This is a genomic window from Mesorhizobium sp. M0058, assembly GCF_040323095.1.
Classification (GTDB): domain Bacteria; phylum Pseudomonadota; class Alphaproteobacteria; order Rhizobiales; family Rhizobiaceae; genus Mesorhizobium.
In genome coordinates this window covers 281330-307595 of sequence record NZ_JAMYUQ010000006.1, presented here as the reverse complement: position 1 = coordinate 307595, position 26266 = coordinate 281330, and the positions used below count along the sequence as shown (strand labels likewise).

The window sequence follows — 26266 nt, the reverse complement described above, 5'->3', positions numbered from 1 at the left end:
GGGAGGTGAGGAGTGGTCTGGCTGGCAGACGAAAAGTCAATTGCTTGACTTTTCGAACGACGAACGCCTCAGGCGAATGAGGGGCGGCGCGACATGTCAAAAAAACAGCCCACGCCAAAATGGCTCGCAATCGTCGGCATCGGCGAGGACGGTTTAGCGGGTCTCGGCGACGAGGCCAAGCGGCAGATCGCTGACGCCGAGACCGTCTTCGGCGGCAAGCGGCATCTGGCGCTGGTGGCTTCGCTCATCAAGGGTGAGCAGCGCCCATGGCCGGTGCCATTCGATGCCGACATGGCAGACGTGCTGGCGCTGGCCGGCCGGCGCGTCTGCGTGCTCGCCTCCGGTGATCCATTCTTCCACGGGGTCGGCGCCACCCTTGCCCGCAAGGTCAAGCCTGAAGAGATGCATGTCATCCCCGCGCCATCGGCGATTTCGCTGGCTGCCGCCCGGCTCGGCTGGGCGTTGCAGGACATCGAGACGATCTCGCTGCATGGAAGGCCGCTCGACCTGATCCGGCCGCTGCTGCATCCCAGGGCGCGCATCCTGGCGCTGACATCGGACGGCGACGCACCAGCGACAATAGCGCGCCTGCTCGTAGAGCTCGACTTCGGCGGTTCGCGGCTGACCGTTCTGGAAGCGCTGGGCGGACCGAACGAGAAGCTTCGCTCGGCACGTGCCGACGCTTTCGATCTCAGAGACATCAATCCGCTCAACGTGCTGGCGTTTGAGCTTGAATCGACACAAGAGGCCCGCATCCTGCCGCTGACCGTTGGCCGCGCCGACCATCTGTTCGAGCACGACGGCCAGATCACCAAGCACGACATCCGCGCCATCACGCTTGCGGCGCTGGCGCCGAGGCGTGGCGAATTGCTGTGGGACATCGGCGCCGGTTCCGGCTCCATCGGCATCGAATGGATGCTCGCTCACCCCTCGATGCGCGCCATCGCCATCGAGGCCAACAGCGACCGCGCCGCCCGCATCGTCCGCAACGCCGCGCATTGCGGCGTGCCCGGTCTTGTCGTGGTGGAAGGGTCGGCGCCCAAGGCACTGGCCGGGCTGGACACGCCGGATGCGATCTTCATCGGCGGAGGTGGCAGCGACGCCGGCGTACTGAACGCCGCCATCAAGGCGCTGCCATCCCGTGGCCGTCTCGTTGCCAATGCGGTGACGCTGGAGATGGAGGCGCTGCTTCTCGCGGAGCACATCAAGCGCGGCGGCGACCTTACCCGCATCACCATTTCCCGCGCTTCTCCTGTCGGTTCGATGCAGGCCTGGCGCCCGGCCATGCCGGTCACCCAGTGGAGCTGGGTGAAGCCATGATGGTGGCGGGCATCGGCAGCCGGAAGGGCGTGAGCGTCGAAGACGTGCTCGCGGCGATCGAAACCGCCCTCGAAGCGCACGGGCTGGCGATAACGGCGCTGTCGGCCTTGGCGACCGCCGCGCTCAAGAAAGACGAAGAAGCGATCTCTGCCGCTGGCCGCACGCTTCACCTTCCCGTCATCATCGTTGATGACGCAGCACTTCAGGCCGTCTCGTCGGAGGCACTCAGCAAATCCGATCTCTCGCAGGATCTCGCCGGCACACCCTCCGTCTCAGAAGCCTCCGCCCTTGCCGTTGCCGGCCCCGGTGCAAAGCTGCTTGGTCCACGCACCGTGCTCGGCCCGGTCACCTGCGCCATCGCCATCAGCGGAGACGCGCCATGACCGTGCATTTCATCGGCGCCGGTCCCGGCGCCGCCGACCTCATCACACTGCGCGGCGCCAAGCTGCTGGCAAGCTGCCCGGTCTGTCTGCATGCCGGCTCGATCGTCGCGCCGGAATTGCTGCAACACTGCGCACCGGGGACCAAACTGATCGATACGGCGCCGATGTCACTCGACGAAATCGAGGTCGAATATGTGACAGCCCACCAGGCCGGCCACGATGTCGCCCGCCTGCATTCCGGCGACCTCTCGGTGTGGAGCGCCGTGGCCGAGCAGATCCGCCGGCTGGAAAAACACGGCATTCCTTACACGCTGACGCCGGGCGTTCCCTCTTTCGCCGCCGCAGCCGCAGCCCTTCGCCGCGAACTGACCATTCCCGAGGTGGTGCAGAGTCTGGTGCTGACCCGCGTCTCGGGCCGCGCCTCGAAAATGCCGCCGGGCGAAACGCTGGCCGGCTTCGGCCGCACCGGCGCGACGCTGGCCATTCATCTCGCCATCCACGCCATCGACCGAGTCGTCGCCGAATTGTCGCCGCATTATGGCGGCGATTGCCCGGTGGCGATCGTCTTTCGCGCTTCATGGCCGGACGAGCGCGTGCTGACCGGCACGCTCGCCACGATCGAGGCACTGCTCGCCGCCGACCCGATGGAGCGCACGGCGATCATCTTCGTCGGCCGCTCGCTGGCAGCGGAAGGTTTTGGCGAGAGTTCATTGTACGACGCCCACTATCAGCGGCGTTTTCGCGGACGGGACGGATTGTGAGCGGTAAAAGCGAAAACACCACGCTCGAACAGGCCCTTGCCCGGCTGAACTTCAAGCCGCGCCGGCTTGAGCCGGGCCATGTCTGGCTGGCCGGCGCCGGCCCGGGCGATCCCGGCTGCCTGACGCTGGAAGTGCTGGCGGCATTGGCCGAGGCCGACGCCATGGTCTATGACGCGCTGGTCTCCTCTGACGTTGTCGCCGTTGCGGACAATGCCCAGCTGTTCTTTGCAGGAAAACGCGGCGGCAAACCGTCCATGAGGCAGGACGATATCACCGCTTTGCTGGTGCGGCTGGCACGCGAGGGCCGCCGCGTCGTCCGGCTGAAGGGCGGCGATCCCTATATTTTCGGCCGTGGCGGCGAAGAGGCGCTGGCGCTGGCGCGCGAAAAAATCCCGTTCCGCGTCCTGCCCGGCCTGACATCGGGGCTGAGCGCGCTGGCCGCCACCGGCATTCCCGCAACCATGCGCGGCATCAACAAGGCGATCATCCTGGCGACAGGTCATGCCGCCGGCACAGATGACGATCTCGACTGGGGCGCGATCGCCCGCACCGGCCAGCCGGTGGTCATCTATATGGGCATGGCCAATCTGCCTGTTATCGCCGCGTCGCTGCTCGAAGGCGGGCTGGCGCCGTCGACGCCGGCGGCTGTCATCGTTTCGGCGACGACACCGCAGGAGCGGACCGTCGTCGCGACACTCGCCACCATTTCCGAAGCGGCCGCCGCGGCGGAATTGGCCTCGCCGGCCCTCATTGTCGTCGGCGGCATCGTCGCCATGCGCGCAGCACTGGCGGGTAACGCATGACCCGCGCCATCATCATCGGCGCGCCGCGTTCCGGCTCCGGCAAGACCAGCGTCACCATCGGCATTTTGCGCGCGCTCGCCCGGCGCGGCATCAAGGTGCGCGGCGCCAAGTCCGGCCCCGACTATATCGATCCGGGTTTTCATACCGCCGCAACCGGTCTGTCCGGCGTCAACCTGGACAGCTGGGCGATGTCGCCTGACCTGCTCAACGCGTTGGCCGGCAATGCCACCGAGGATGCCGATTTTATCTTCCTCGAAAGCGCGATGGGCCTGTTCGACGGCATCCCGGCCGGACAAGGCCGCACCGGCTCGGCCGCCGATCTGGCGCGGCTCTACCACCTGCCGGTGCTTTTGGTGCTCGACGTCTCGGGACAGTCGACGACGGCGGCCGCCGTCGCCAAGGGTTTTGCCACCTACGACCCGGATGTGCGCATGGCCGGAATCGTGCTCAACCGTCTCGGCAGCGAGCGCCACCGCAAGCTGTGCAGCGAGGCGATCGAAACGCTCGGCCTGCCGGTCGTCGGCGCCATCCTGCGCGATCCCACGCTCAATTTGCCGGAGCGCCATCTCGGCCTCGTCCAGGCCGGCGAATATGCCGACCTGATGACGCATCTCGACCGCCTCGCCGACATGGTCGAGAAATCCCTCGACCTTGACGCCATCATGGCGCTGGCCGCGCCGTTTTCGCCGGCATCAGGCAGTTTCGAACATGCCTTGCAGCCGCCCGGCCAACGAATCGCGCTCGCCGAAGACGCCGCCTTCACCTTCCTCTATCCGCACGTCGCCGCCCACTGGCGTCAGGCCGGCGCCGAGATCGTGCCGTTCTCGCCGCTAGCCGACGAAGCACCGGTGCAGAATTGCGATGTCTGCTGGCTGCCCGGCGGCTATCCCGAGCTCCACTCCGGCAGCCTCGCGGCGGCGACCAATTTCCGAGCTGGCATGGCCAGGTTTGCCGAGACCAAGCCGATCCATGGCGAGTGCGGCGGCTTCATGGTGCTGGGCGAAGCGCTGGAGGACGCGGCCGGCGAGACGCACGCCATGCTTGGCCTGCTCGGCCATTCCACCAGCTTTGCCAAGCGCAAGATGAACCTCGGCTACCGCGAGGCACGCCTGCGCGTCGCCTGTCCGCTGGGGCCGCAAGGCGCGCTGATCCGTGGCCATGAATTCCACTATGCGCAGATGATTGCGACCGGCAATGACGAGCCGCTGGCCGACCTAGCCGATGGCCAGGGCAATCCACTCGGCGCCTCCGGCTACCGGCGCGGCCATGTCAGCGGCACCTTCTTTCATGCCATTGCGAGGAGTGCATGACCGCCGTGCCCTCGCCCCGGCAAGCGCTCGAGGACGTCGCGCTTTGCCTCGTCTTCTTCACCCGGCTGCCGCTGCCGGTCTTCGACTTTCGTGGCCGCAGCCTGGCCGATGCGATCTGGGCGGCGCCTGTCGCCGGCCTCGCCATCGCTGTGGTTGGTGCTGTCGTCTACGCAGCGGGCGTACAGCTCGGCCTTGCCCCCGGCCCGGCAGCAGCCCTTGCGCTTGCAGCAACCCTGCTCGCCACGGGCTGCCTGCATGAGGACGGGCTGTCGGATGTCGCCGACGGTTTTGGCGGCGGCAAGACGCGCGATAAAAAACTGGAGATCATGCGCGACAGCCGCATCGGCGCCTATGGCGCAGCAGCTCTTGGCCTGTCGATGCTCATCCGCTGGAGCGCGCTGTCGCAACTGGCCGATCCGACAAGCGTGCTCTTCGCGCTGATCGCCGCACACGCCGCATCGCGCGGCCTGCTCGGCGCGTTCATGCATCTGGCGCCGGCGGCGCGCAGTGACGGCCTGTCTGCCGGCGCCGGGACCGTCTCGGCCCAGACAGCTGTTCTCGGCGCCGTGCTCGGCGCCATCCCCCTTCTGACGCTGGGGCTCGGCGGCGCCTGTGCCGCACTGATCCTGCTCGCTCTCGTGTTCAGCGCCTTGCGCGCGCTCTCCCTCAACCAGATCGGCGGCCACACCGGTGACACGATCGGCGCCCTGCAGCAGCTGGGCGAGATCACTGTCCTGCTCGTCGCTTCCGTTTCCCTGTCCTGATTCTTCCCCGGAGATTCCTTCCCCATGCCATTCAAATCATTCGACGAACTGCGCGCCGCCTGTCTCGATCTGCCTGCCGGCAGCGATACCGCCGCCAACGCCGTCGCCCGCCGCCAAGACACGCTGACCAAGCCGCAAGGCAGCCTGGGCCGGCTGGAAACTCTCGCCGCCTGGCTGGCGCGCTGGCAGGGTCGCGACATGCCGAAACTCGACCGCGTCAAAGTCTTCGTGTTCGCCGGCAACCACGGTGTGACGGCGCAAGGCGTGTCGGCCTTCCCGTCGGAAGTGACGGTGCAGATGGTGGCGAATTTCGCCGGCGGCGGCGCCGCCATCAACCAGCTGGCCCGCATCGCCGGCGCGGAACTCGACGTCATCCCGCTCGATCTCGATCATCCGACCGGCGACTTCACTGACGTGCCGGCAATGGACGAAAAAACCTTCCTCGCCGCCGTCTCGGCAGGCTACGACGCGGTGACGAACGACCTCGACCTCGTCTGTTTCGGCGAGATGGGCATCGGCAACACCACGCCGGCGGCCGCCATCTCGACCGCCCTGTTCGGCGGCGGCGCTGAAAAATGGACCGGGCGCGGCACCGGCGTCGACGATGCCGGGCTGAAGCGCAAGGTCACCGCCATTGAATCCGGCCTCAAGCGCCATGCCGACGCGCTGTCCGACCCGCTGAAGATCGCCGCCGCCCTTGGCGGACGAGAACTCGCCGCCACCTTCGGCGCCACGCTCGCCGCCCGCCGCAACAATGTCCCGGTGCTGCTCGATGGCTTCGTCTGCACGGCCGCGGCAGCGCCCTTGGCGCGGCTGCACCCGTCTGGCCTCGCCCACACCATCGCCGCCCATGTCTCGGCCGAATCCGGCCACCGCCGCCTGCTCGAAGTGCTCGGCCTGCCGCCGCTGCTCGACCTCGGCATGCGGCTCGGCGAAGGCTCCGGCGCCTGCCTAGCCGTCAACATCGTCCGCTCGGCGCTGGAGTGCCACACGGGCATGGCGAGCTTTGCCGAGGCTGGTGTTTCGGAGAAGTAGCTAGAGCGATTTGACGGGAGGGCGCCGGCCCGAACCTTCACTGACCATCGTCGGGCCGATCACTGGCATTCCGGGCTGGTGGCTCGAACAGCACGGCCGCTGAAAGATTCCCCACCTTGGGGTTGGCCCGCTGCTTCTGTGGTGGGCTCTTTTTACTGGCACTATTCGCCGCCGTTGCCGACAAAATGTGATTGACGTAACGGTGACCAGGCGCAATCATTACGGATTGGGCAGGGTGAGGGCGTTTTCAATGAAACTCGTTGTCTTTGGCGTAGCAATAGTATTGGCCGCTACCGGAGCAGCTGCTGCGAAAGAGAAGAAAAAGGTGGCCACCGCTCAGGCTACAACCTCGTGTTCTACAGCTCATAAGAAGGCTGGCAGCAAGCCGACCGCGAAACCGGATTGCAAATCGACGGGCACCGTGGTTGCGCGACCGTCAAATAGGGCCGAAAACTTCCTGGATCATTATAATCCGCGCTTAGGGTATGACACCAGTCCGTGGTTTCAAACTGGCTTTAATTGATGGCGGCTTCGGCTTCCGGGCTTTTCTTAATCCAGCGCGGCCTTCACTCCTTCGCCAAATAGCGCACCGGCTTACCGGCCGCCGAGTTTAAGGCAAACCTGCCCCAGCATGTCGAGGCGCGTCAACGCGTCCGGCATTCCAAGGTCTTCCACCAACTCTTCTAGAAATTTGGTGGGTGCGCACAGGATTGAACTGTGGACCCGCTGATTAAGAGTCAGCTGCTCTACCAACTGAGCTACGCACCCACTCGACCGGTAAAACCGGCGTTGGCGGGCATATAGCCGCCGATACCGGTCCTGTCCAGCCCTGCCGGAATCATTTCCCGACAAATCGCTGAACTGCCGCAGGCGGTCACACGAACAGCCTGCCTTCCGCCACCTTGATGGCATGGCCGCCGATGCGCGCGGAGGCCAGTTTTCCGCCTTCGACAGTGAGTTCCAAGCGGATACGTGACGGGCGGCCCATCTCCAGCCCCTGCTCGATCCACAGCTGCGAAATGCCGTCGGTGGGCGCATCGAAATGCATGATGGCGCCGGCAAAGGCGGCTGCCGCCGAACCGGTCGCCGGGTCTTCATAGGACGGCGTGCCCGGCACGATCATGCGGACATGGAAGGCGCTGTCATGGTTCACCGTCTGGCGGCAATAGACATACGGGCTGGCGAAAGCCCATTCGCTCTTGCGCGGCGCCAGTTCGGACCAGGCCTGGTTATCGAGCTTGACCCGGGCCGCAGCCTCCAGATTGGCGACCGGGATGGTGACGTAAGGCACGCCTGCCGACCAGAACGACACCAGGTGATTCTCGAAGCCGATCTCGTGCGGCGCCAGCCCGAGGGCGGCGCCGATCGCCTCCGGGTCGGCATCGAGCTTCAGCGGCTCCGGCAGCTTCGCCAGGTCGAACTCGGCAAAGGTGGCGCCATCGTGCCGGCTGACGGCGCAGCGCACCGGGCCGATATTCTCCTCCAGCACGAAGATGCCGGCTTCGCCCTCGCCTGTCAGTTCGGCCAGCGCGATCGCGGCGCCAACTGTCGGATGTCCGGCGAACGGCATCTCATAGTCGGGCGTGAAAATGCGGATGCGGTTGCGATGTTTTGGATTGTCCGGCGGCAGCACGAAGACCGATTCGGACAGGTTGAACTCGCGCGCAATGGCCTGCATGGCGGCTGTATCCAGCCCTTGGCTGTCGAGTACGACAGCCAGCGGATTGCCGGCCAGCCGCTCCGTCGTAAACACATCGTAGAGCAAGTAATTGCGGGTCTGCATCTTGAAAAACCTTCCGCCTCAATCCGAACATGGCCGAAATTTAATTTGATATTCGAACCACCAAGCCTGATCTGTGCACAACTAGGGACATTACGCTTTCATAGGGGTCCGGCGTGGACCAGCTTGTCAATCTGCCAAAGACGGAATCGGATTCCGCCATCGAGGCGGCGCTCGGGCTTGATCAGAGCGGCGTGCGCAAGACGCGCCGCCGGGGCTGGCTTTACGCGCTGCTGGCGCTGATCGCACTTGCCGCCGGGTTGGCTGGCTACCAGTGGTTTGCCGGCTCCCCGGCCAAGATCGACTACACCACCACGCCGGCTACCATTGCCGACCTCACCGTCGCGGTTTCGGCGACCGGCACGCTGCAGCCCCTCACCCAGGTCGACATTTCAAGCGAGCTGTCCGGTATCATCCGCTCGGTCTCGGCCGAAGAGAACCAGCAGGTCAAGAAGGGCGACGTGCTGGCGACGCTCGACACGGTGAAACTCGAGGTCCAGATCGAACGCGCCGAAGCCTCGGCCAAGGCCGCTGCCGCCAATGTCGAGGACGCCACGGTAACCCTGAAGGAGAACGAAAGCGCCCTCACCCGCGCGGCCGAACTGACCAGGCGTGGCATGGCGACCGATCAGTCGCTCGAGGCGGCGACTGCCACGCGCGACCGCTCCAAGGCGGCGCTCGATAGTGCGCAGGCCAATCTCGCCATCGCCCAGGCCGATCTCAAGGCGCAGCAGACCGACCTTGCCAAGAGCACCATCTATGCGCCGATCGACGGCATCGTCTTGACGCGTTCCGTCGACCCCGGCCAGACGGTCGCCTCCTCGCTGCAGGCGCCGGTTCTGTTCATCATCGCCGCCGATTTGAGGAACATGGAATTGGTGGCGGCGGTCGACGAGGCCGATATCGGCGCGGTCAAACCAGGCCAGCATGCACGCTTCACCGTCGATGCCTTTCCCGAGCGGCCGTTCGACGCCGAGATCCGCGACATCTCCTACGCCTCGGTCACCACCGACGGCGTCGTCACCTACAATGCACGGTTGGAAGTCAACAATAACGAGCTTTTGCTGCGGCCCGGCATGACCGCCACGGTTTCGGTCGTCACCAGGCAGGCCAAGAGCGTGCTCACCGTGCCTTCAACAGCGTTTCGCTATCGGCCATCGGCACCTGCTGCCCGCGCGTGGAGCCTCAGCGATCTGTTCACCGGCCGCATGGGCCGTGGCGGCAACCGCCGCCAGCCGGTGAAGGCGCCCACCGACGGCTCACGCACGCTCTATGTGCTGGAGAACGGCCGGCCGCACCCGGTCAACGTGAAGATCGGCTCCACCGACGGCGAACTGACCGAGATCACCTCCGGGCTGGATGAAGGTGCAGAGGTTATCACGACCTCGCAGCTGCGGAGCTGACGCCATGGCCGCGGGCCTCATCGGTTTCGACTCGGTCTGGAAGAGCTATGGCCAGGGCGAAGCCAAGGTCCATGCGCTGGCCGGCGTCGACCTCGCCATCCAGCGTGGCGAATTCGTCGCCATCATGGGCCCGTCCGGTTCGGGCAAATCGACCGCGATGAACATCATCGGTTGCCTCGACACGCCGACGGCCGGAACCTACTCCTTCATGGGCATCGACGCCGGGCGGCTCGACCGCAACCGCCGGGCGCTTCTGCGCAATCTCTATATCGGCTTCGTCTTCCAGGGTTACAATCTGTTGCCGCGCACCACGGCGGCGGAAAATGTCGAGCTGCCGCTGATCTATCGCGGCGCGCCGGCCCGCGAGCGCCGCGATCTTGCCATGCAGGCGCTGGCGGAGGTCGGCCTGGTCGGGCGCGAACACCACACGCCGGCCGAACTCTCCGGCGGCCAGCAGCAGCGCGTGGCGATCGCGCGCGCCATCGTCACCAGGCCTACGCTGCTCGTCGCCGACGAGCCGACCGGCAATCTCGACACCGCCCGCACGCATGAGATCATGGAGTTGTTGACGCGGCTGAACCGGGAGCTCGGCTTGACCATCGCCATGGTCACCCACGAGGCCGATGTCGCCGATTATGCCGAGCGCACCATCCGCTTCCTCGACGGCCACGTCGCGTCCGACACGGCCAAGTCGGAGTTGGCGTCATGATCTGGGAAACCGTCCGCCTCTCTCTGCGCTCCATCCGCCGCAATGTGCTGCGCTCGTTCCTGACGCTGCTCGGCATCGTCATCGGTGTCGCCGCCGTCATCGCCATGCTGACCATCGGTTCGGGCACCACGGCCAAGGTCAAGTCGGACATCGCCAAGCTCGGCTCGAACCTGCTCGTCGTCCGTTCCGGCCGCCCGGCAGGCACCGGCGGACCAGGCGGGCTCGACCAGGCGGTACGGCCTCTGGCCGACAAGGATGTAGCCGCCCTCGTAGCCCACCTGACCGGAGCGCGCGCCATTGCGCCGGCGTCGCAGAAACAAGTCCGCGTCATTTTCGGCACCGAGAGCCTGACCTCGGGCGTCACCGGCACCGACAGCGCCTATCTCGACGCCCGCGACTGGAAGCTGGTGTCGGGCCGCCCGTTCTCGGATTCGGAAACACGCTCCGGCACCGGCGTCTGCCTGATCGGCGAAACGGTGCGCCAGCAATTCTTCGGCGCCGGCGAACCCGAGGGCGAGATCATCCGCGTCAACCGCACCTCGTGCAAGATCATCGGCCTGCTCGAACCCAAGGGCTATACCGGCTTCGGCCAGGACCAGGACAATGTCGTCTTGATGCCGCTTGCCGCCTATCAGCGCCGCATCGCCGGCAACCGCGACATCGACAACATCTACGTCGCCGCCGACGATCGCACCCCGACCACCGAATTGCAGCCGCGAGTCGAGGACATTTTGCGCGACACCCGCCGCATCACGCCGGACCGCGAAGACGATTTCTCAATCCGCGACATGACCCAGATCGCCGACGCCATGGCCAGCGCCACCACCACCATGACCGGCATGCTGGGCGCCGTCGCGGGCGTCAGCCTGCTGGTCGGCGGCATCGGGATCATGAACATCATGCTGGTCTCGGTCACTGAGCGCACCCGCGAGATCGGCATCAGGCTCGCCATCGGCGCGCATGAAAAGCACATCCTCATCCAGTTCCTGGTCGAGGCGACGGTGCTGTCGCTGCTCGGCGGCATTATCGGCATCCTGATCGGCCTGGCGCTGGCCGGCCTCGCCTCGGCAACGCTGGCCATACCGTTTGCGCCGAGCCCGGCGGTCATCCTGCTCGCCGTCGGTTTTTCGGCGCTGATCGGCATGGTGTTCGGCTTCTTCCCGGCGCTGCGCGGCGCCAGGCTCGACCCGATCGACGCGCTGCGCCACGAATAAGCGCCAGATCAGCTCCACCGCAACCAACCGCTATCCACAAGGATGGGTGCTTGTCGACATCGGCAATACTTGTTGTCGTCCGGTCTGCGATGCTAATTTTAGAGCAAAGCATCTGGTCAAGGAGTGGCAATGAGCAAGAAGGCGCGGCTGATTCTGACGATGGTGATCATCGAAGGCGCCCTTGCGGGACTTTGGTGGTATCTCGCCCGCTACGGCATGGCCAATCCCGATCGTGTCACCGCCGATTTTCAGGCAGTCGTCGGCCAGACGATGGGCATGGTCATGGGTGGATTGCTGGGCATCGGCGTCATCCTGTTCCTCGTCGCCGCCCGCAACAACCGCAAGGCGGCGCAGAACAATCCGCGCCGTTAGCCCCCGCCACCGCCAAAATGCCACTCGACCAGCGGCTTCATATGCGGCGCCAACCCTTCCGGCAGGTCGGCGGCGTGGCGGATGATCACCGGCCCCTCGATCTCCGGCTCGGTCTCGGTCGCGACGAAGGCGCCGATGCGCCGCGCAATCTCGTCGGCCGGCGCATCGACGTGGTAGCGGCGGAAGAGGACCGTGCCGGTCGAAGTCGACAGCGCATGGTAGCGCTTGCCGCGCGCAGCGCCTGTCAGGTCAAGCCCGGTCTCCTCGCGCACTTCACGGATCATGTTGAAATCGACATCGACGCGGCCATCGCGAAAATCGATCGGCTCGAACGAGCCGGCAGCGAAGTAGACACTGCCGGCCGGGACCGTGTGCGCGCCCATGCGGATCGCCACCAGGGCGTTGTCGCCGGCGACCAGCATGGCGTGGCCATAGGCATGCTCGGCGCCCGTCCCCTGCCGGTTCTTTCGCCACAGCAGGAAGGTCGAGTACTTCACCGCGTGACAACGCCCGACGATCCGGTTGTCGCGCCAGGCGAGCGCCGAGAGCAGCACCACCGTGCCGTCGAACAACGCCGGATTGGCCGTGACCTCGCGCCGCCAGTTGTCAGTGATCGCCTGCGCGTTGTCGCGCTCGAACGGATGCGGGCCGGGGTCGAGCCGGACGTCGATTTCGTCGACGGGCAGGATGACGTTGCGCGGCAGGTTGAAGCTCACCGTGCTCAAGCCATGTCCAGGGTAATTGCGACGGGACAATGGTCCGACGCCTTCGGCCGGTCCCAGCCGGCGCGCGGAAAGCGCTCCACCGCCTGTCCGGCCGGAAAGATGGTGCGCCAGGGCTGGCCGTTGCGGATGATGTCGGGAACCGCCGTCGCATTCTTCGCCGCCAGCCCTTTCGACAGCAGGATGTAGTCGAGCTGGCACAGATGCCGCTCCTTCGGCCCGCGCGTGTGGTAGAAACTCCAGCGGTCCATCTCCGGCCGGCGTTCGACGACATTCTCGCAAAAGCCGCCGGCGGTGAGCACATCGATACAGGACTGGCTCTCGTCGATCACCTGGAAGCGGTAGCCGTCGATAGCGTCGCCCTCGATCTTCACCCGCTGGCGGTAGTCGTTCATGTCGCCGCAGATCGCCCAGTTTTTGTCGGCTGCGTGCTCTTTGCCGAAGCGCTCCTCGATAATGCGGCGCACGGCTTGCGCCTCGGCGATGCGCACCGGCATCGTCGCCTCGCGTCCGTCGAGCCCGTTGCGCGGCGAGCCCATCGATTTGAAATGGACGAGATAAAGCGTCAGCGGCACGCCGCCGACCTTGATGTCGACCTCCAGGCAATCGCGCCGGAAGATGCGTTCATTGGCCAGGTTGCCGAGCGCCTCGAGTTCGGGCGTGTGCAGCCCGAACTGCTCGAACGTGACATAGGCATGGCTGGTCATGCGCACGAATTCGATCGGCTGACCTTGCGCTGTCTCGTTGCGCATCATCACGGCAACGTCGATGCCGCGCGAATCATTGCCGGCGGTGGTGTATTTCTGCCGGTAACCCTCGCCCACCATCTTGAAGAGATAGCCGTACTCGAAGGCCTTCAGCGCCTCGATGTTGTCGACCTCCTGCATGCAGATGATGTCCGCACGGGTGGCGGCAATGGCGAGCGCGGTCAACTGGCGCGTATCGTCGGATTGCGCGATGGCGCGCGCCTGCTCCAGCATCCGGTATTCGGCTTCGCTCTGAATGTCGAAAAGCGCCAGCGTGCGGTCTTCGTTGAGCTGGTTGCGGAAGCCCGAGTAATCGAACCTGTTCATCAGGTTTTCGACATTGAAAGTGGCGAGGCGCAGCGACATGGACTGACCTTTGCCCGCAAGCGCCAATGAAAACAAGGGCTGCTCGTCATGGCTGATGGAACCTTTCTGTTCATCCTCCGTTCAGACGCCAAGGTCCATCAATAGGCCACTTCCCTGGGGTATCCGGGCGTGGGGCCTGTATCACTTGGAGAGTGCAATGAGCTCGCTCTTTTCGTCCACAGTCAAATCCGGGCTGTTAGCGCTCGGTCTTTTCTCGGGTCTCACGGCGCCATCCGCCGCGGGCCCGATCCTGCAGCCGGACTTGTCGATGCCGGCAAGCACCGCATTGTCTGACATCACACCGGTTCGCGACAGCTGGGCGGGCGGCAATGACCGCCGCTCCTTCAACGATTGGCAGTGGCGCCGCCACGACAGCCGTCGCTTTGCCCGGTCAGGCAACTGGAACAACGGCAATTGGAATGGCGGCAACTGGAACGGCGGCGACAACTGGCGCTGGCGCCATCACCGCCACCATCGCGGCCGTGATTTTGACACCGGCGCCGCAGCAGTTCTCGGCCTCGGCCTGGGTCTCGGCCTCGGCAGCATCTACAACAACGGCTACTACAATAACGGCTATTACAATGACGGCTATTACGTGCAGCCGGCGCCCCGCCGCTATTACCGCACGCAGCGTCTGTCCAGCGCCCATGTACAGTGGTGCTACGACCGCTATCGGTCCTACCGGGCCTGGGACAACACGTTCCAGCCCTATGGTGGCCCGCGCCAGCAATGCTGGTCGCCCTACAGCTGAACTATAAACGACAATAAACGACGGCGCCGCCCCATCGCGGCGCCGTTTTCATTTGGGAAAGACGGCTGGTCTCGGTCACCGCTAACCATATGTTTATCGGCTCAGCCTATCCGTGATATCGTGCCCCATCTGACGATCGCGCCGATCCGGTCGCGAAGGACGTGCCGTCATGGCCGACAACGAATTGCGAAACAAACACCGGCAGCGCGTGCTGAAAGGCGCGACGATTCTGACCGGCCTCACCAATTCCGAGGTCAAGTGCACGGTGCGCAACATGCATGCCGGCGGCGCCGAGCTGAAAGTGTCTATAGACGCGCGCGTGCCGGACGAGTTCCTGCTCTATGTGCCGGTCGACGGCATCGGCTACAAGGCCATCGTGCGCTGGCGCCGCGACGACCGCATCGGCGTCGAGTTCACCGGCACCGAGCCGAAGCCGCATTGGCACTATGGCTGAGTATCCTGATCGATAAACCGGCATCAAAAGCCGGCGGATCGCTCCGCCGGCTCTTTGCTCCCAATCCCGACGACTGCGGGTTAGTTCTTGGCCTTGTCGACCAGCTTGTTCTTGGAAATCCAGGGCATCATGGCGCGCAGCTTGGCGCCGACTTCCTCGATCTGGTGGCTGTCATTGTTGCGGCGGATGCCCTTGAAGCGCGACATGCCGGCGCGGTATTCCTGCATCCACTCCGAGGTGAATTTTCCGGTCTGGATGTCCTTCAGCACGCGCTTCATCTCGGCCTTGGTCTCGGCGGTGATAATGCGCGGGCCAGAGACATATTCGCCCCATTCGGCTGTGTTCGAGATCGAGTAGTTCATGTTGGCGATGCCCCCTTCATAGATCAGGTCGACGATCAGCTTGACCTCGTGCAGGCACTCGAAATAGGCCATTTCGGGCGCATAGCCGGCTTCCACCAGGGTCTCGAAACCGGCGCGGATCAGTTCGACCAGGCCGCCGCAGAGCACGACCTGCTCGCCGAACAGATCGGTCTCGCATTCCTCGCGGAAATTGGTCTCGATAATGCCCGAACGGCCGCCGCCGACGCCGCAGGCGTAGGACAGAGCGAGATCGAGCGCGTTGCCGGAAGCATCCTGGTTGACGGCGACCAGGCACGGCACGCCCCCGCCCTTCTGGTATTCGCCGCGCACCGTGTGGCCGGGGCCTTTCGGCGCGATCATGACGACATCGACGGTCGACTTCGGCTCGATGAGGCCGAAATGCACGTTGAGGCCGTGCGCGAAGGCAATCGCGGCGCCGTCACGAATGTTTGGCGCGATTTCGTTTTTGTAGATGTCGGCCTGCAATTCGTCAGGCGTCGCCATCATCATCAAATCGGCCCATTTGGCAGCGTCCGTCACGCTCATCACCTTGAGCCCGTCGGCCTCGACCTTCTTGGCGGTCGCCGATCCAGCCTTGAGGCCGATGGCGATTTCCTTGGCGCCGGAATCCTTGAGGTTGAGCGCGTGCGCCCGGCCTTGGCTGCCATAGCCGATAATGGCGACCTTCTTGCCCTTGATCAGATTGAGATCGGCGTCGCGATCGTAATAGACACGCATCTTTTGCTTCCTTCCCACAGAGATTAGAGGCCTTGCGGCCCGGTTTTTGCTCCATAAAGAGCGAGAAACTGCTGCGTCGCCCGGGCGGCATCGCCGCCGATCGCCGCTTCAGTCAATTCCAGCCGGTCGCCGAGCAGGAGACGGATCTGCACGTCGCGGGCGACCAGCCCGAAAAAGGTCCGGAACGCCATTTCGGCGTCCGTAAAGTCGAGCAGCCCGGCCTGCTTGCCGGCAAGCAGCACCGGCTTCAACCGTCTGGCCAGCGCGAAACGGCCATTCTCCAGCACGATCGCGCCGAGATCGTCCTTTCCGGATCCGGTATGGCCGACCGCGACGCGGTTCAGCGCGATCGAGGTATCGCTCGAAATCACCTTCAGCCAGTCCGAGGCGAAGCCTTCCAGGCTTGCCGTCAGCGAGGCAAGATCGAGCCGCTCACCGTCGACCGGCACCACGCGCACTTTCGATGCCTGCCACTGCACGGTCGCCGTCAGCAGTCCGTCGCGGTCGCCGAACCATTTGTAGAGCGTTTCCTTCGAGCAGCTGGCGCGGCGCGCCACCGCCGTCATGGTCAGATTGTCGCCCTTCTCGACCAGCAGCCGCAAAGCCGCGTCCAGGACGGCCGTTTGCCGCTCTGTCAGCACTTCGCTGGTATCGATCTCGGCCCTTGCCTGCAACAATTTCCTGCCCATTCGATGAGCTCGCCGGGTCGCCTCAAACGGCGTACCGTACGTTACGGTTCGGCATATTGCGCAATCCTGTGCTCGACGCAAGGGGTTAGGTAGAAAAATCGTCGACGTGAGAGCCGCCGAGCAAACCACGAGATTCTGACGGATCAATCATCGGCGGGCGGATGGCGCAGCTCTCCAAGCAGGCTCGCCAGTATCTTCAGCTCCTCCGCGGAGAGTTTTGCGCCGACCAATTCCGCAATCGACCGTCCATAGACAGCCCACATCCGTCGCCGCGTCTGACGGCCCTTGGCCGAGATGCGGATGGTCTGGCCGCGGCCGTCATCGGCAACCCTGAGCTTCTCGACCAGTCCATCGGCCTCGAGGCGCGCCAGGAGCCGCGAGATGTTGTACTGCGCAAACAGAGTGCGCTCGGTCAGCTGGAATGGCCGCAGCCCGCCCTCGCCCGCCTCGGCGAGTTCATGCAGCACGTCATACCAGTCGAGCGGCGGCAAGCCGCTGGTCTTCAAAGCCTCTTCCGCCTTTTCGATGAGCTGGCGCGAAACCCGCATCAGGCGGGCCCAGGCCTTGACGGCTTCGGGCGAAGGCGTGGTTGTTTTGGTCATGACCCATCCTAGGCGATAGATGCAGTTGCATCAAGCTTGACGGTCAATGCACTTGCATCTATATGCATGCAATTGCATCAATCCGGGAAAGATCCATGAAACACGAAATCTGCAAAGTCGCCGACGTCCCACAGACGGGCAGCCTGATCGCGCCATTCTTCGGCCGCGAGGTCCATATTTGGCGCAGCGGTGAGCGCATCCGCGCCGCCGCCAATGTCTGCCTGCATTTCGGCGGGCCGCTCGACTGCAAGGACGGCAAGCTGGTCTGCCAGTGGCACGGCGCCGCCTTCGACATGACATCAGGCGACCGGATCGAAGGTCCGGCGCCAAAAGCGTCGCGACTGATGTTCCTGTCGACGCGCGTCGAGGACGGCGCGTTGAACTATGTCTGGGGAGAGTGACATGCCTGAGAAGAATGAAATGCCTGATAAGAATGAAATGACTGGCAAGCTCATTCTCGTCAGCCATCATCTATGCCCCTATGTCCAGCGCGCCGCGATCTCGCTGACTGAGAAGGGCGTGCCGTTCGAACGCGTCACCATCGACCTCGCCAACAAGCCGGACTGGTTCAAGGCGATTTCGCCGCTGGGCAAGGTGCCGCTGCTGATCGTCCACGCAAATGGCGAGAAGACAGTGATCTTCGAATCCGCCGTCATTCTCGAATTCCTCGAGGAGACGCAAGCCAATCCTCTGCATCCGGCCGACGCCTACGCCCGTGCCCGGCATCGCGCCTGGATCGAGTTCGGCTCGGCGACATTGAACACCATCGGCCGGTTCTACTCGGCTTCGACGGAGGCCGCCTTCCTGGCAGAGTCCACGGCACTTTCGGCCATGTTCGATCGTCTGGAGGACGAACTGGCCGACCAGACCGGACCGTGGTTCAACGCGAGCGCTTTTGCCTTGTCGACGCCGTCTACGGCCCGGTCTTCCGCTATCTCGACGCCTTCGACGGGATCGGCAATTTCGGCATTCTGGACGGCAAGCCATTGGTCCAGGCCTGGCGCAAGGCGTTGAGCGAACGCGCCTCGATCAAGGGTGCCGTGGCGCCGGGCTATCCGCAGCGGCTGCGTCTATTCCTGCGTGCGAGAAATTCGTTTCTCTCGACCCTGATCCCGCCGGATGATCTGGCCAGTGCACCTCCTCTAGCCCGATCCGCCTGAACGGATCGATCAGCGTGCCGGCCACCATCGAGGCAAGCACGCTTGGCACTGGCGGGATTTTGGCGATGGTTGCCACCAGCCTGTCGCGGAAGAAGGGCAGCATCGTGCCGTCCGACTGGTAGAACGGCGTCAGCGCCAGCGACAGCAGCTGGAAGATCCAAACATGCCATCGCCGCGCCCGGGCGTAGCTTTCCAGCGCTGCCTCGACGTTGCCCGTTTGTGCCAAGGCATGGCTGAGTGCTGCCGCGTCGAGCAGCGCCATGTTGGCGCCTTGCCCGAGCTGCGGGCTGGTCGAATGCGCGGCATCGCCGATCACGGCCAGCCTGCGGCCGGCCGGCAGCTTCATCGTGTGGTGGCCGTAGCGCGCCAGCGACAGCTGGTCGAAGCTGTCGATCTGGCTGGTGAACGCCTCGCACTGTGGCCACAGCGAGACCAGTCGCGCCTTCCATGCGTCGAGCCCTGCCGCGCGCACGTTTTCGGCATCCGCCGGCTTCAGGCTCCAGAAGAACGCCGCCATCTTGTCCCCGCCCGGTTCCGGTCGGCCGATCGGCAGGACGCCGATCATCACGCTGGCCTTGTCGTAGCGCTGCAGCAGCGCATTTTCGTCGAAGCCTTGGCGCCAGCCGAGCGAGGCCCAGAACGCGCCGTAAGTGAGCTGCCGCGGCTCGGCCGGATCGTTGAGGCACCGGCGCAGCTTCGAACGCGAGCCGCTGGCGTCGACCACGAGGTCGAACGGCCCTGCCCTGCGGCCCCCCACCGTTCGGTTCTGGTCGAAGATCAGGATCGCCCGCTCACCGACGTCCAGCGCCTCGATCTCGACACTGGTTTCGATGGCGATGCCTTGGCGCTGCGCGGCGCGAAACAACACGTTGAACAACGCCGCCCGGTGCACCGCCAGCCCGAAACGGCCGCCAGGCTGCGCATCGTAGCGCACGGCGAGCACGGTGCGGCCGCTCGAGGCATCGGCGCCATGCAGACGCTCGATGCGGCTCCCCAGCGCCAGAATGTCGTCGAGCAGGCCGAGATCGGCGAGCACGCTCAGCCCGGTCGGCTGCAGGATCAGTCCGGAACCGACGGGCTTGGGTTCCTCGAAACGTTCGAAGATGGTGACGTTGTGGCCCGCGCGCTTGAGATAGAGCGCGGTGGCGAGCCCCGCCGGGCCGGCGCCCGCAATCGCGATGTCGAGAGATTTTTCCATTGCCCGCCCAACTACTGGCCGGACAATCCTTCAGCGCCATTGTCAAATCAAGCCTTTGCTGCATGGACCAAAATATAGCCACCGGCGTCGAAGGCAGCGCGCGCCTTGCGCACCGCACCATGGTTGAGTTCGGCCCACAGGATCAATTGATGCAAGGCGCCGAACATCGAACGGCCGAGATCGGTCAGGCTGTATTCGACGCTTGGCGGCTTGGTCGGGAACACTTCGCGATGAACAAAGCCGTCGCGCTGCAGATCGTGGAGCGTCTGGGTGAGCATGCGCTGCGAGATGTCGGGCACCAGGCGCCGAAACTCGCCGAAACGATAGGGCTGCTCTGCGAGCGCCGCCATCAGCAGCGAACTCCATTTGCCGTTCACGCCCTGCATCACGTCGCGAACCGGGCAATCGGCAATGTTTGCGCCATCGCTGGTGGCTTTGAATATATTGAGCTTGGTTCTCAGATTGACGACCTTGCCGTCCATGGCTGCTGGTTCCCTGGCGGTGCCTACCTCCCTAAAAACTGCCTTCTTTACGGTGGCCGGTCAATTCTTATTTTAGTGCTGGTCTCTTTTTGAGACTGTCAGAAGCACCCGCCACCCGGCGCAATTTCAGGATCCCCCATGACCGCAACCCTTCTCGTCACCGGCGCTTCCGGCCAGCTTGGCCGCGGCGTCATCAACCACCTGCTGGACACATTAAAGATCTCCGCAAACCGCATCATCGCCACCACCCGTACACCCGCCAACCTTGCCGATCTGGCGGCGCGCGGCGTCGTCGTCAGAGCCGCTGACTTCAACGACCCGCAATCGCTTGCCGAGGCCTTCGCGGGAGCCGACCGGGCACTCGTCATCTCGACCAACGAACTTGAGGTACAGGGGAAGCGGCGCGAGCAGCAGCTTGCGGCGGTGACGGCGGCCAAACAGGCTGGCGTCGGCCACCTGCTGTACACCTCGATGCCCAACCCCGAGCCTGGTTCGCCGGTTGTTTTCTCGCCCGACCACTACGACACCGAACAGGCGATCAAGGCGAGCGGGATCCCCTACACAATATTCCGCAATGGCTGGTATAACGAGAACCTGTTCATGGCGTTGCCGCAGGTTCTGGCGTCGGGTCAGTGGTACACCTCCGCCGGCGACGGCGCCATTTCCTACGGCACGCGTGACGATTTCGCGGCGGCGATCGCAGCGGGGCTCGCCTCGGACAGCAGCGAAAGCGCGACTTACACGCTCACCGGCCCCAGTGCGTATACGGCTGCCGAAGTGGCGGCGTTGGTCACCGAGGTCACCAGCAAGCCGATCAAGGTCATCCAGCTTTCCGACGAAGCCCTGACCGAGGGAATGAAGTCGGCCGGCCTGCCTGAACCCTTCGCCAAGGTGCTGGTTTCATTCGACGCCGCCGCCCGCGCCGGTGACCTCGGCATGGTGACCGACGCGGTCGAAAAACTCTCCGGCCGAAAGTCGGTGCCGCTGAAGCAGTTTCTGGAGACGAACAAGGCTGCACTGGCCGGCTGAAAGCTGCCATTGCGGGACGCCGAGCCCTTAAGGTCCGGCCTCCCGCACAATTACTTACGTCGCTTGACCAGTCCCAGCCGGATCAGGCTTTCGCCCGTGGCAATCAAAGCATCTTCGCGCGAGCGTGGCGCCCAGCCGAGCACGCGCACCGCCTTGGCGTTGGTGGCGTTCTTGATCTTGCCCAGTTCCGTTGCGAGTTGTGCCGCTTCCGGATTGAACAGCCCGATGATGCGCACCAGCCAATCGGGAAACTCCCGCGTCGAGACGCGCGACGCCGCCGGCCCGAGCCGCGTCTTCAGGGTCCGCGCGATCTCGCGCACCGTCATGAAATCGCCGGCGACAGCCAGGAACCGTTCGCCCTTGGCGGCGGGGTGGGTCATGGCGCGAACATGCAGATCCGCCACGTCGCGCGCATCGACGACGCCGAAGGACAGGCGCGGCAGCCCAGGCACGGCGCCGTTCAGCATGCGCTGGACAAATTCGGTCGAGGTCGAATGGTCCGCGCCGAGCACCGGTCCAAAGATGCCAACGGGATTGACGACCGCAAGCTCCAGCGCGCCGCTCTGCTCGGCGATGAAATCCCAGGCCGCGCGCTCGGCGAGCGTCTTGGACTTCACATAGGCGCTGACCTTGCCTGCCGGATCGGTCCAGTTTTCCTCGTTGAAAGGCTGCCCATCCGCGCGCATCTTGCCATAGCCGACGGCCGCGAAGGATGAGGTGAGCACGACGCGCCTGACCCCGGCATCCCGCGCCGCCCGCAGCACGCGCAACGCGCCCTCGCGCGCCGGAAGGATCAGGTCATCCTCATGCGTGGGCACGCCGGGCGGAAAAGGCGATGCGACATGCAGCACGTAATCGCAGCCGGCCACCGCCGCCGGCCAGCCTGCGTCGGCCATCAGATCGGCATGGGCGAATGAAAGGGCGTCACCGGGCTCCGTGCCACCTGCCTTGAGCATGGCGAGCACATCGGCTTCGCGCCTGGCCGATCGCACGGAGGTGCGGACGCGGTAGCCGGCCTTCAACAGTTCGAGGATGCAGTGAGCGCCGAGGAAGCCGGACCCGCCGGTGACCAGCACCAATTCGCCGCTCATATTAGCCTCCTCGACGATTTATCCGTTCGAGACCCTCAGATCGCCACCTGCGTGCCGATCTCGACCACACGTCCGGTCGGGATCTGGAAATACTCCGTCGCATCGGCCGCCGAGCGGGCGAGCCCGATGAACAGCTTGTCCTGCCACACCGGCATGCCGGAATTGGGCGATGCCTTGAGCGAGCGCCGCGACAGGAAGAACGACGTCGTCATGATGTCGAACTTCCAGCCCTGCTTGCGGCAGATCGCCAGCGCGCGCGGAATGTTGGGCTGCTCCATATAGCCGAAGGTCAGCGTCACCCGCATGAACAGCTCGTTGACTGTCTCCATCTTGACCCGCTCGCTGTCGGGCACCAGCGGCTGCGGTGCGGTGACCACCGACAGAATGACGTTCTGCTCGTGCAGCACCTTGTAGTGCTTCAGGCTGTGCATCAGCGCTGTCGGCGCGCTTTGCGGATCGCTGGTCAGGAACACGGCGGTGCCGGACACCAGCTGCGGCTTCTTCTTCAGCAGATTGCCGGCGAGGAAATCGAGCGGGATTTCGTTGCGCCGGGTCTTGTCGAACAGATAGCGGCTGCCGCGCACCCAGGTCCACATCGCCAGAACGATGGTGAAGGCCACCGCAAGCGACGCCCAGCCGCCCTCGAACACCTTCACGATGTTGGAGGCGAAGAAGCCGATGTCGATGAAGCCGAACAGCGCCGTCATGGCGACCGCCACCCACAGCCGCCATTTCCAGATGCGGGTCATGACGACGAACAGCAGCACCGTCGTCACCAGCATGTTGCCGGTCACCGAGATGCCATAGGCGGAGGCGAGCTTGCTCGATTCGCCGAAACCGACGACCAGCAACATCACCGCCAACGCCAGCAAAACATTGACGCGCGGCATGTAGATCTGGCCCGACTGCCGTTCCGACGTGTGCAGGATTTCGAGGCGCGGCAGCATATTGAGCTGCACCGCCTGCCTGGTCAGCGAGAAGGCGCCCGATATGACCGCCTGGCTGGCGATGACCGTCGCCGCGGTTGCCAATACCACCATCGGGATCAGCGTCCAGCCTTCGTTCATCTCGAAGAATGGATGGCCGACGTGACCGTTCTTCGCCAGCACGAAAGCGCCCTGCCCGGCATAGTTTAGCAGCAGGCAGGGAAACACGATGGCCAGCCAGGCGAGCACGATGGGCTTGCGGCCGAAATGGCCGAGATCGGCATAAAGCGCTTCGGCACCGGTGACGGCGAGGAAGATGGCGCCGATGGTGACGAAGGCGACATCGGGCGAATTGATCAGGAAGGCGACGATGTAGTGCGGGCTGACCGCCCACAGGATTTCGGGATCGGCGATGATGTGGTTCAAGCCCGAAAGACCGATGGCCAGGAACCAGACCGCCGTGATCGGGCCAAAGATCAGCGCCACGCCGCCGGTGCCGAAGCGCTGCACCGAAAACAGGATCGCCAGGATGACCAGCGTCAGCGGCACGACATAGGGCTGGAAGGTCGGGGTAACGACATTCATGCCTTCAACCGCCGAAAGCACCGAGATTGCCGGCGTGATGACGGCGTCACCGAAGAACAATGACGCGCCGACAACACCGATGGCCAGGATGATCGCCGAGCGGGTCGGGAAACTGCCGCGCGCCAGCGCCATCAGCGACAGCACGCCGCCCTCGCCTCGGTTGTCGGCTCTGAGCACGAACATGATGTATTTGATGGTGACGATAATCGTCAACGACCAGATGATCAGCGACAGCACGCCCAGAATATCGCCGCGCTCGGCGATTTCGCCGCCGGAGGACGCAACAAGCGCTTCCCGGAAGGCGTAGATCGGGCTGGTGCCGATGTCGCCATAGACCACACCGAGCGCGCCCAGCATCAGAACTTTGGTGCTGTGCTGTTCGATTTCGGGATGGCTCGATTGTTCGACGGGTTCTGCCTCAATACCAGCATTGGTAAGGGCCATGGACGACACTCCGATAAGCGCGCGGTGCTCTACGCTTGCTGCGATGCAATATCAAGTGCCGTGACGGTAGGGCTACCATGTTCCCAGCGCAGGGCTTGCCCCGCAATGACCGGTGCGTGGCGTCAAAGGCTGCCGGAAACCTCAGATCGCCACCTGCGTGCCGATCTCGACCACACGTCCGGTCGGGATCTGGAAATACTCCGTCGCATCGGCCGCCGAGCGGGCGAGCCCGATGAACAGCTTGTCCTGCCACACCGGCATGCCGGAATTGGGCGATGCCTTGAGCGAGCGCCGCGACAGGAAGAACGACGTCGTCATGATGTCGAACTTCCAGCCCTGCTTGCGGCAGATCGCCAGCGCGCGCGGAATGTTGGGCTGCTCCATATAGCCGAAGGTCAGCGTCACCCGCATGAACAACTCGTTGACTGTCTCCATCTTGACCCGTTCGCTGTCGGGCACCAGCGGCTGCGGTGCGGTGACCACCGACAGAATGACGTTCTGCTCGTGCAGCACCTTGTAGTGCTTCAGGCTGTGCATCAGCGCTGTCGGCGCGCTTTGCGGATCGCTGGTCAGGAACACGGCGGTGCCGGACACCAGCTGCGGCTTCTTCTTCAACAGATTGCCGGCGAGGAAATCGAGCGGGATTTCGTTGCGCCGGGTCTTGTCGAAGAGATAGCGGCTGCCGCGTATCCAGGTGGTCATGATCAGCCCCATGAGGCAGGCAACGGATATTGACACCCATCCGCCTTCCACGATCTTGACGACATTCGCCAGGAAGAAACCCATGTCGATGGTGCCGAACAGCAGCGCCAATGCCAGGGCGAGCCCAAGCTGCCATTTCCACAAATTGCGCATGACAACGAACAGCAGAATGGTTGTCATCAGCATCTCGCCGGTCACCGAAATTCCGTAAGCGGAAGCCAGCGAACTCGAGCTGCCGAAGCCGACAACCAGCAGCATCACTCCCAGGGCGATGAGCAGGTTGACGCGCGGCATATAAATCTGGCCGCTCTGCATTTCGGACGTGTGCTGCACCTCGATGCGGGGCAGCAGGTTGAGTTGCACTGCCTGGCGTGCCAGCGAAAAAGCACCCGAGATCACCGCCTGACTGGCGATCACGGTGGCGGCCGTTGCCAAGCCGACCATTGGCATCAGCGCCCAATCCGGCAACATCTCGAAGAATGGATTGGTCGGCCTGCCGCCATTCGCCAATACAAAGGCGCCCTGGCCGAAGTAGTTGAGCAGCAGGCAAGGAAACACCACGGAAAACCACGCGAGCACGATCGGCTTGCGCCCGAAATGTCCAAGGTCGACATAAAGCGCCTCGGCCCCCGTTACCGCCAGGAACACTGCACCAACGGTCACGAAAGCGGCGGTCGGCGTGCCGGCTAAGTAGGCGATCGCATAATACGGGTTGATCGCCAACAGCACCGAAGGATCGTCCATCAGGTGGTAGAGCCCGGAAACGCCGATGGCCAGGAACCATAGCGCCGTCACCGGCCCGAATACTGCCGCCACCTTCCCCGTGCCGAAGCGCTGCACGGAGAACAGAAATGCCAGGATGACCAAGGTGATCGGAACGACATAGGCCTCCAGCGTCGGTGTCACCACTTCCAGGCCCTCAACTGCCGACAGCACGGAAATGGCCGGAGTTATGATAGCGTCTCCGAAAAAAAGCGACGCCCCGCAAAGTCCGATGCCGAGGATAAGCTTGGCGCCTTTTGGATAGGCGCTGCGCGCCAGCGCCATCAGGGACAGCGTGCCGCCCTCGCCCTTGTTGTCGGCGCGAAGCACGAAAGCGACGTATTTTATGGTGACGATAATCGTCAGCGCCCAGACGATCAGCGACAGCACGCCCAGGACATCTATACGCGTGTCGGTACCAGGCGAAGCGTGAAGCGCCTCGCGGAAGGCATAGATCGGGCTGGTGCCGATATCGCCATAGACGACGCCAAGCGCGCCCAGCATCAGAACTTTGGTGCTGTGCTGTTCAGTGTGGGAGTGGTTCGGTTGTTCGACGGGTTCAGCCTCGCTACCGATGCTGGAAAGAGCCATCGACTACTCCCC

At 64.2% G+C, this 26266-nt stretch carries 27 protein-coding genes, 1 tRNA gene and 1 pseudogene; 17 read left to right on the top strand and 12 right to left on the bottom strand.

Going from position 1 to position 26266, the window contains the following annotated elements; genetic code table 11:
* Positions 1–93 precede the first annotated feature (93 nt).
* The 8 genes from NKJ75_RS12725 (at position 94) to NKJ75_RS12690 (ending at position 6899) form a co-directional block, all read left to right on the top strand.
* Positions 94–1320: a bifunctional cobalt-precorrin-7 (C(5))-methyltransferase/cobalt-precorrin-6B (C(15))-methyltransferase gene (locus NKJ75_RS12725; RefSeq protein WP_023690314.1), complete on the top strand. Its 1227-nt coding sequence runs from the start codon at positions 94–96 to the stop codon at positions 1318–1320.
* The gene (locus NKJ75_RS12720) at positions 1317–1703 is read left to right on the top strand and encodes a cobalamin biosynthesis protein (protein WP_023712695.1); all 387 of its coding nucleotides are present in this window, start codon (positions 1317–1319) and stop codon (positions 1701–1703) included. The genes NKJ75_RS12725 and NKJ75_RS12720 overlap by 4 nt, the downstream gene beginning before the upstream one ends.
* Positions 1700–2464 (top strand): precorrin-4 C(11)-methyltransferase, encoded by a 765-nt coding sequence (cobM, locus tag NKJ75_RS12715; RefSeq protein WP_352499742.1) that lies wholly within the window; start codon positions 1700–1702, stop codon positions 2462–2464. The genes NKJ75_RS12720 and cobM overlap by 4 nt, the downstream gene beginning before the upstream one ends.
* Positions 2461–3267: a uroporphyrinogen-III C-methyltransferase gene (gene cobA / locus NKJ75_RS12710; RefSeq protein WP_352499741.1), complete on the top strand. Its 807-nt coding sequence runs from the start codon at positions 2461–2463 to the stop codon at positions 3265–3267. The genes cobM and cobA overlap by 4 nt, the downstream gene beginning before the upstream one ends.
* The gene (locus NKJ75_RS12705) at positions 3264–4577 is read left to right on the top strand and encodes a cobyrinic acid a,c-diamide synthase CobB (RefSeq protein ID WP_023670839.1); all 1314 of its coding nucleotides are present in this window, start codon (positions 3264–3266) and stop codon (positions 4575–4577) included. The genes cobA and NKJ75_RS12705 overlap by 4 nt, the downstream gene beginning before the upstream one ends.
* Complete coding sequence (cobS, locus tag NKJ75_RS12700) at positions 4574–5341, top strand: adenosylcobinamide-GDP ribazoletransferase (protein ID WP_352499740.1); 768 nt, start codon at positions 4574–4576, stop codon at positions 5339–5341. Before NKJ75_RS12705 ends, cobS begins: the two co-directional genes overlap by 4 nt.
* Before the next feature lie 24 nt (positions 5342–5365).
* Positions 5366–6376, top strand: a complete 1011-nt coding sequence (cobT, locus tag NKJ75_RS12695; protein ID WP_352499739.1) for a nicotinate-nucleotide--dimethylbenzimidazole phosphoribosyltransferase — start codon at positions 5366–5368, stop codon at positions 6374–6376.
* A gap of 250 nt (positions 6377–6626) precedes the next feature.
* Positions 6627–6899 (top strand): hypothetical protein, encoded by a 273-nt coding sequence (locus tag NKJ75_RS12690; protein ID WP_155923538.1) that lies wholly within the window; start codon positions 6627–6629, stop codon positions 6897–6899.
* A 169-nt stretch (positions 6900–7068) separates the two neighbouring features.
* On the opposite strand, the gene NKJ75_RS12685 is transcribed toward NKJ75_RS12690, so the two are convergent.
* Positions 7069–7144: transfer RNA gene (locus NKJ75_RS12685), tRNA-Lys, on the bottom strand.
* 106 nt (positions 7145–7250) lie between these two features.
* Positions 7251–8159: a PhzF family phenazine biosynthesis protein gene (locus NKJ75_RS12680; protein WP_352499738.1), complete on the bottom strand. Its 909-nt coding sequence runs from the start codon at positions 8157–8159 to the stop codon at positions 7251–7253.
* 113 nt (positions 8160–8272) lie between these two features.
* Here NKJ75_RS12680 and NKJ75_RS12675 point away from each other — a divergent pair, with 113 nt between their 5' ends.
* From NKJ75_RS12675 to NKJ75_RS12660, 4 genes are all read left to right on the top strand, one after another.
* Positions 8273–9559 carry an efflux RND transporter periplasmic adaptor subunit gene (locus NKJ75_RS12675; RefSeq protein ID WP_023744656.1) on the top strand — a complete coding sequence of 429 codons (1287 nt, stop codon included), beginning with the start codon at positions 8273–8275 and terminating at the stop codon, positions 9557–9559.
* 4 nt (positions 9560–9563) lie between these two features.
* Entirely contained in the window at positions 9564–10268 is a 705-nt protein-coding gene (locus tag NKJ75_RS12670; protein ID WP_023744655.1) for an ABC transporter ATP-binding protein, read from the top strand.
* Positions 10265–11482 (top strand): ABC transporter permease, encoded by a 1218-nt coding sequence (locus NKJ75_RS12665; RefSeq protein ID WP_023685173.1) that lies wholly within the window; start codon positions 10265–10267, stop codon positions 11480–11482. The genes NKJ75_RS12670 and NKJ75_RS12665 overlap by 4 nt, the downstream gene beginning before the upstream one ends.
* A 129-nt stretch (positions 11483–11611) precedes the next feature.
* Complete coding sequence (locus tag NKJ75_RS12660; RefSeq protein ID WP_023744654.1) at positions 11612–11854, top strand: hypothetical protein; 243 nt, start codon at positions 11612–11614, stop codon at positions 11852–11854.
* Here NKJ75_RS12660 and NKJ75_RS12655 read toward each other — a convergent pair.
* Both NKJ75_RS12655 and NKJ75_RS12650 read right to left on the bottom strand, forming a co-directional pair.
* The gene (locus tag NKJ75_RS12655) at positions 11851–12570 is read right to left on the bottom strand and encodes an NUDIX hydrolase (RefSeq protein ID WP_023744653.1); all 720 of its coding nucleotides are present in this window, start codon (positions 12568–12570) and stop codon (positions 11851–11853) included. The two genes, NKJ75_RS12660 and NKJ75_RS12655, sit on opposite strands and share 4 nt — an antisense overlap.
* A gap of 5 nt (positions 12571–12575) precedes the next feature.
* Entirely contained in the window at positions 12576–13688 is a 1113-nt protein-coding gene (locus NKJ75_RS12650; RefSeq protein ID WP_023744652.1) for an endonuclease/exonuclease/phosphatase family protein, read from the bottom strand.
* A gap of 157 nt (positions 13689–13845) precedes the next feature.
* Between NKJ75_RS12650 and NKJ75_RS12645 the strand changes: the two genes are divergently transcribed.
* Together NKJ75_RS12645 and NKJ75_RS12640 are read left to right on the top strand one after the other, a co-directional pair.
* On the top strand, positions 13846–14439 hold the full coding sequence (locus NKJ75_RS12645) for a BA14K family protein (protein ID WP_023744651.1): 594 nt from the start codon (positions 13846–13848) through the stop codon (positions 14437–14439).
* A gap of 169 nt (positions 14440–14608) precedes the next feature.
* Positions 14609–14893, top strand: coding sequence for a PilZ domain-containing protein (locus NKJ75_RS12640; RefSeq protein ID WP_023685169.1), 285 nt, complete (start codon positions 14609–14611; stop codon positions 14891–14893).
* A gap of 80 nt (positions 14894–14973) precedes the next feature.
* On the opposite strand, the gene ilvC is transcribed toward NKJ75_RS12640, so the two are convergent.
* The 3 genes from ilvC to NKJ75_RS12625 form a co-directional block, all read right to left on the bottom strand.
* A complete protein-coding gene (gene ilvC / locus NKJ75_RS12635; protein WP_023744650.1) occupies positions 14974–15993 on the bottom strand; it encodes a ketol-acid reductoisomerase in 1020 nt (339 codons plus the stop codon).
* A 23-nt stretch (positions 15994–16016) separates the two neighbouring features.
* Positions 16017–16682 carry a TetR/AcrR family transcriptional regulator gene (locus tag NKJ75_RS12630; protein ID WP_502903860.1) on the bottom strand — a complete coding sequence of 222 codons (666 nt, stop codon included), beginning with the start codon at positions 16680–16682 and terminating at the stop codon, positions 16017–16019.
* A gap of 143 nt (positions 16683–16825) precedes the next feature.
* On the bottom strand, positions 16826–17284 hold the full coding sequence (locus tag NKJ75_RS12625) for a MarR family winged helix-turn-helix transcriptional regulator (RefSeq protein ID WP_023731255.1): 459 nt from the start codon (positions 17282–17284) through the stop codon (positions 16826–16828).
* Positions 17285–17379: 95 nt separating this feature from the next.
* On the opposite strand from NKJ75_RS12625, the gene NKJ75_RS12620 reads away from it, so the two are divergent.
* Both NKJ75_RS12620 and NKJ75_RS12615 read left to right on the top strand, forming a co-directional pair.
* Entirely contained in the window at positions 17380–17685 is a 306-nt protein-coding gene (locus tag NKJ75_RS12620) for a Rieske (2Fe-2S) protein (RefSeq protein WP_023690332.1), read from the top strand.
* Positions 17686–17722: 37 nt separating this feature from the next.
* A pseudogene (locus tag NKJ75_RS12615) lies at positions 17723–18384 on the top strand (glutathione S-transferase family protein); the annotation flags it as partial.
* On the opposite strand, the gene NKJ75_RS12610 reads toward NKJ75_RS12615, so the two are convergent.
* Together NKJ75_RS12610 and NKJ75_RS12605 are read right to left on the bottom strand one after the other, a co-directional pair.
* Positions 18314–19642 carry an FAD-dependent oxidoreductase gene (locus tag NKJ75_RS12610; RefSeq protein ID WP_023744647.1) on the bottom strand — a complete coding sequence of 443 codons (1329 nt, stop codon included), beginning with the start codon at positions 19640–19642 and terminating at the stop codon, positions 18314–18316. The pseudogene NKJ75_RS12615 and the gene NKJ75_RS12610 overlap by 71 nt on opposite strands.
* Before the next feature lie 47 nt (positions 19643–19689).
* Positions 19690–20124, bottom strand: a complete 435-nt coding sequence (locus NKJ75_RS12605; RefSeq protein WP_023744646.1) for a winged helix-turn-helix transcriptional regulator — start codon at positions 20122–20124, stop codon at positions 19690–19692.
* Positions 20125–20262: 138 nt separating this feature from the next.
* On the opposite strand from NKJ75_RS12605, the gene NKJ75_RS12600 reads away from it, so the two are divergent.
* On the top strand, positions 20263–21153 hold the full coding sequence (locus NKJ75_RS12600; protein ID WP_352499737.1) for an SDR family oxidoreductase: 891 nt from the start codon (positions 20263–20265) through the stop codon (positions 21151–21153).
* A gap of 50 nt (positions 21154–21203) precedes the next feature.
* On the opposite strand, the gene NKJ75_RS12595 is transcribed toward NKJ75_RS12600, so the two are convergent.
* The 3 genes from NKJ75_RS12595 to NKJ75_RS12585 all read right to left on the bottom strand — a co-directional run bounded on the left by NKJ75_RS12595 (position 21204) and on the right by NKJ75_RS12585 (position 26254).
* Entirely contained in the window at positions 21204–22244 is a 1041-nt protein-coding gene (locus NKJ75_RS12595) for an SDR family oxidoreductase (RefSeq protein ID WP_352499736.1), read from the bottom strand.
* 35 nt (positions 22245–22279) lie between these two features.
* Positions 22280–24199 (bottom strand): potassium transporter Kup, encoded by a 1920-nt coding sequence (locus NKJ75_RS12590; protein WP_352445548.1) that lies wholly within the window; start codon positions 24197–24199, stop codon positions 22280–22282.
* Positions 24200–24340: 141 nt separating this feature from the next.
* Positions 24341–26254 (bottom strand): potassium transporter Kup, encoded by a 1914-nt coding sequence (locus NKJ75_RS12585; protein WP_023823130.1) that lies wholly within the window; start codon positions 26252–26254, stop codon positions 24341–24343.
* Positions 26255–26266 lie beyond the last annotated feature (12 nt).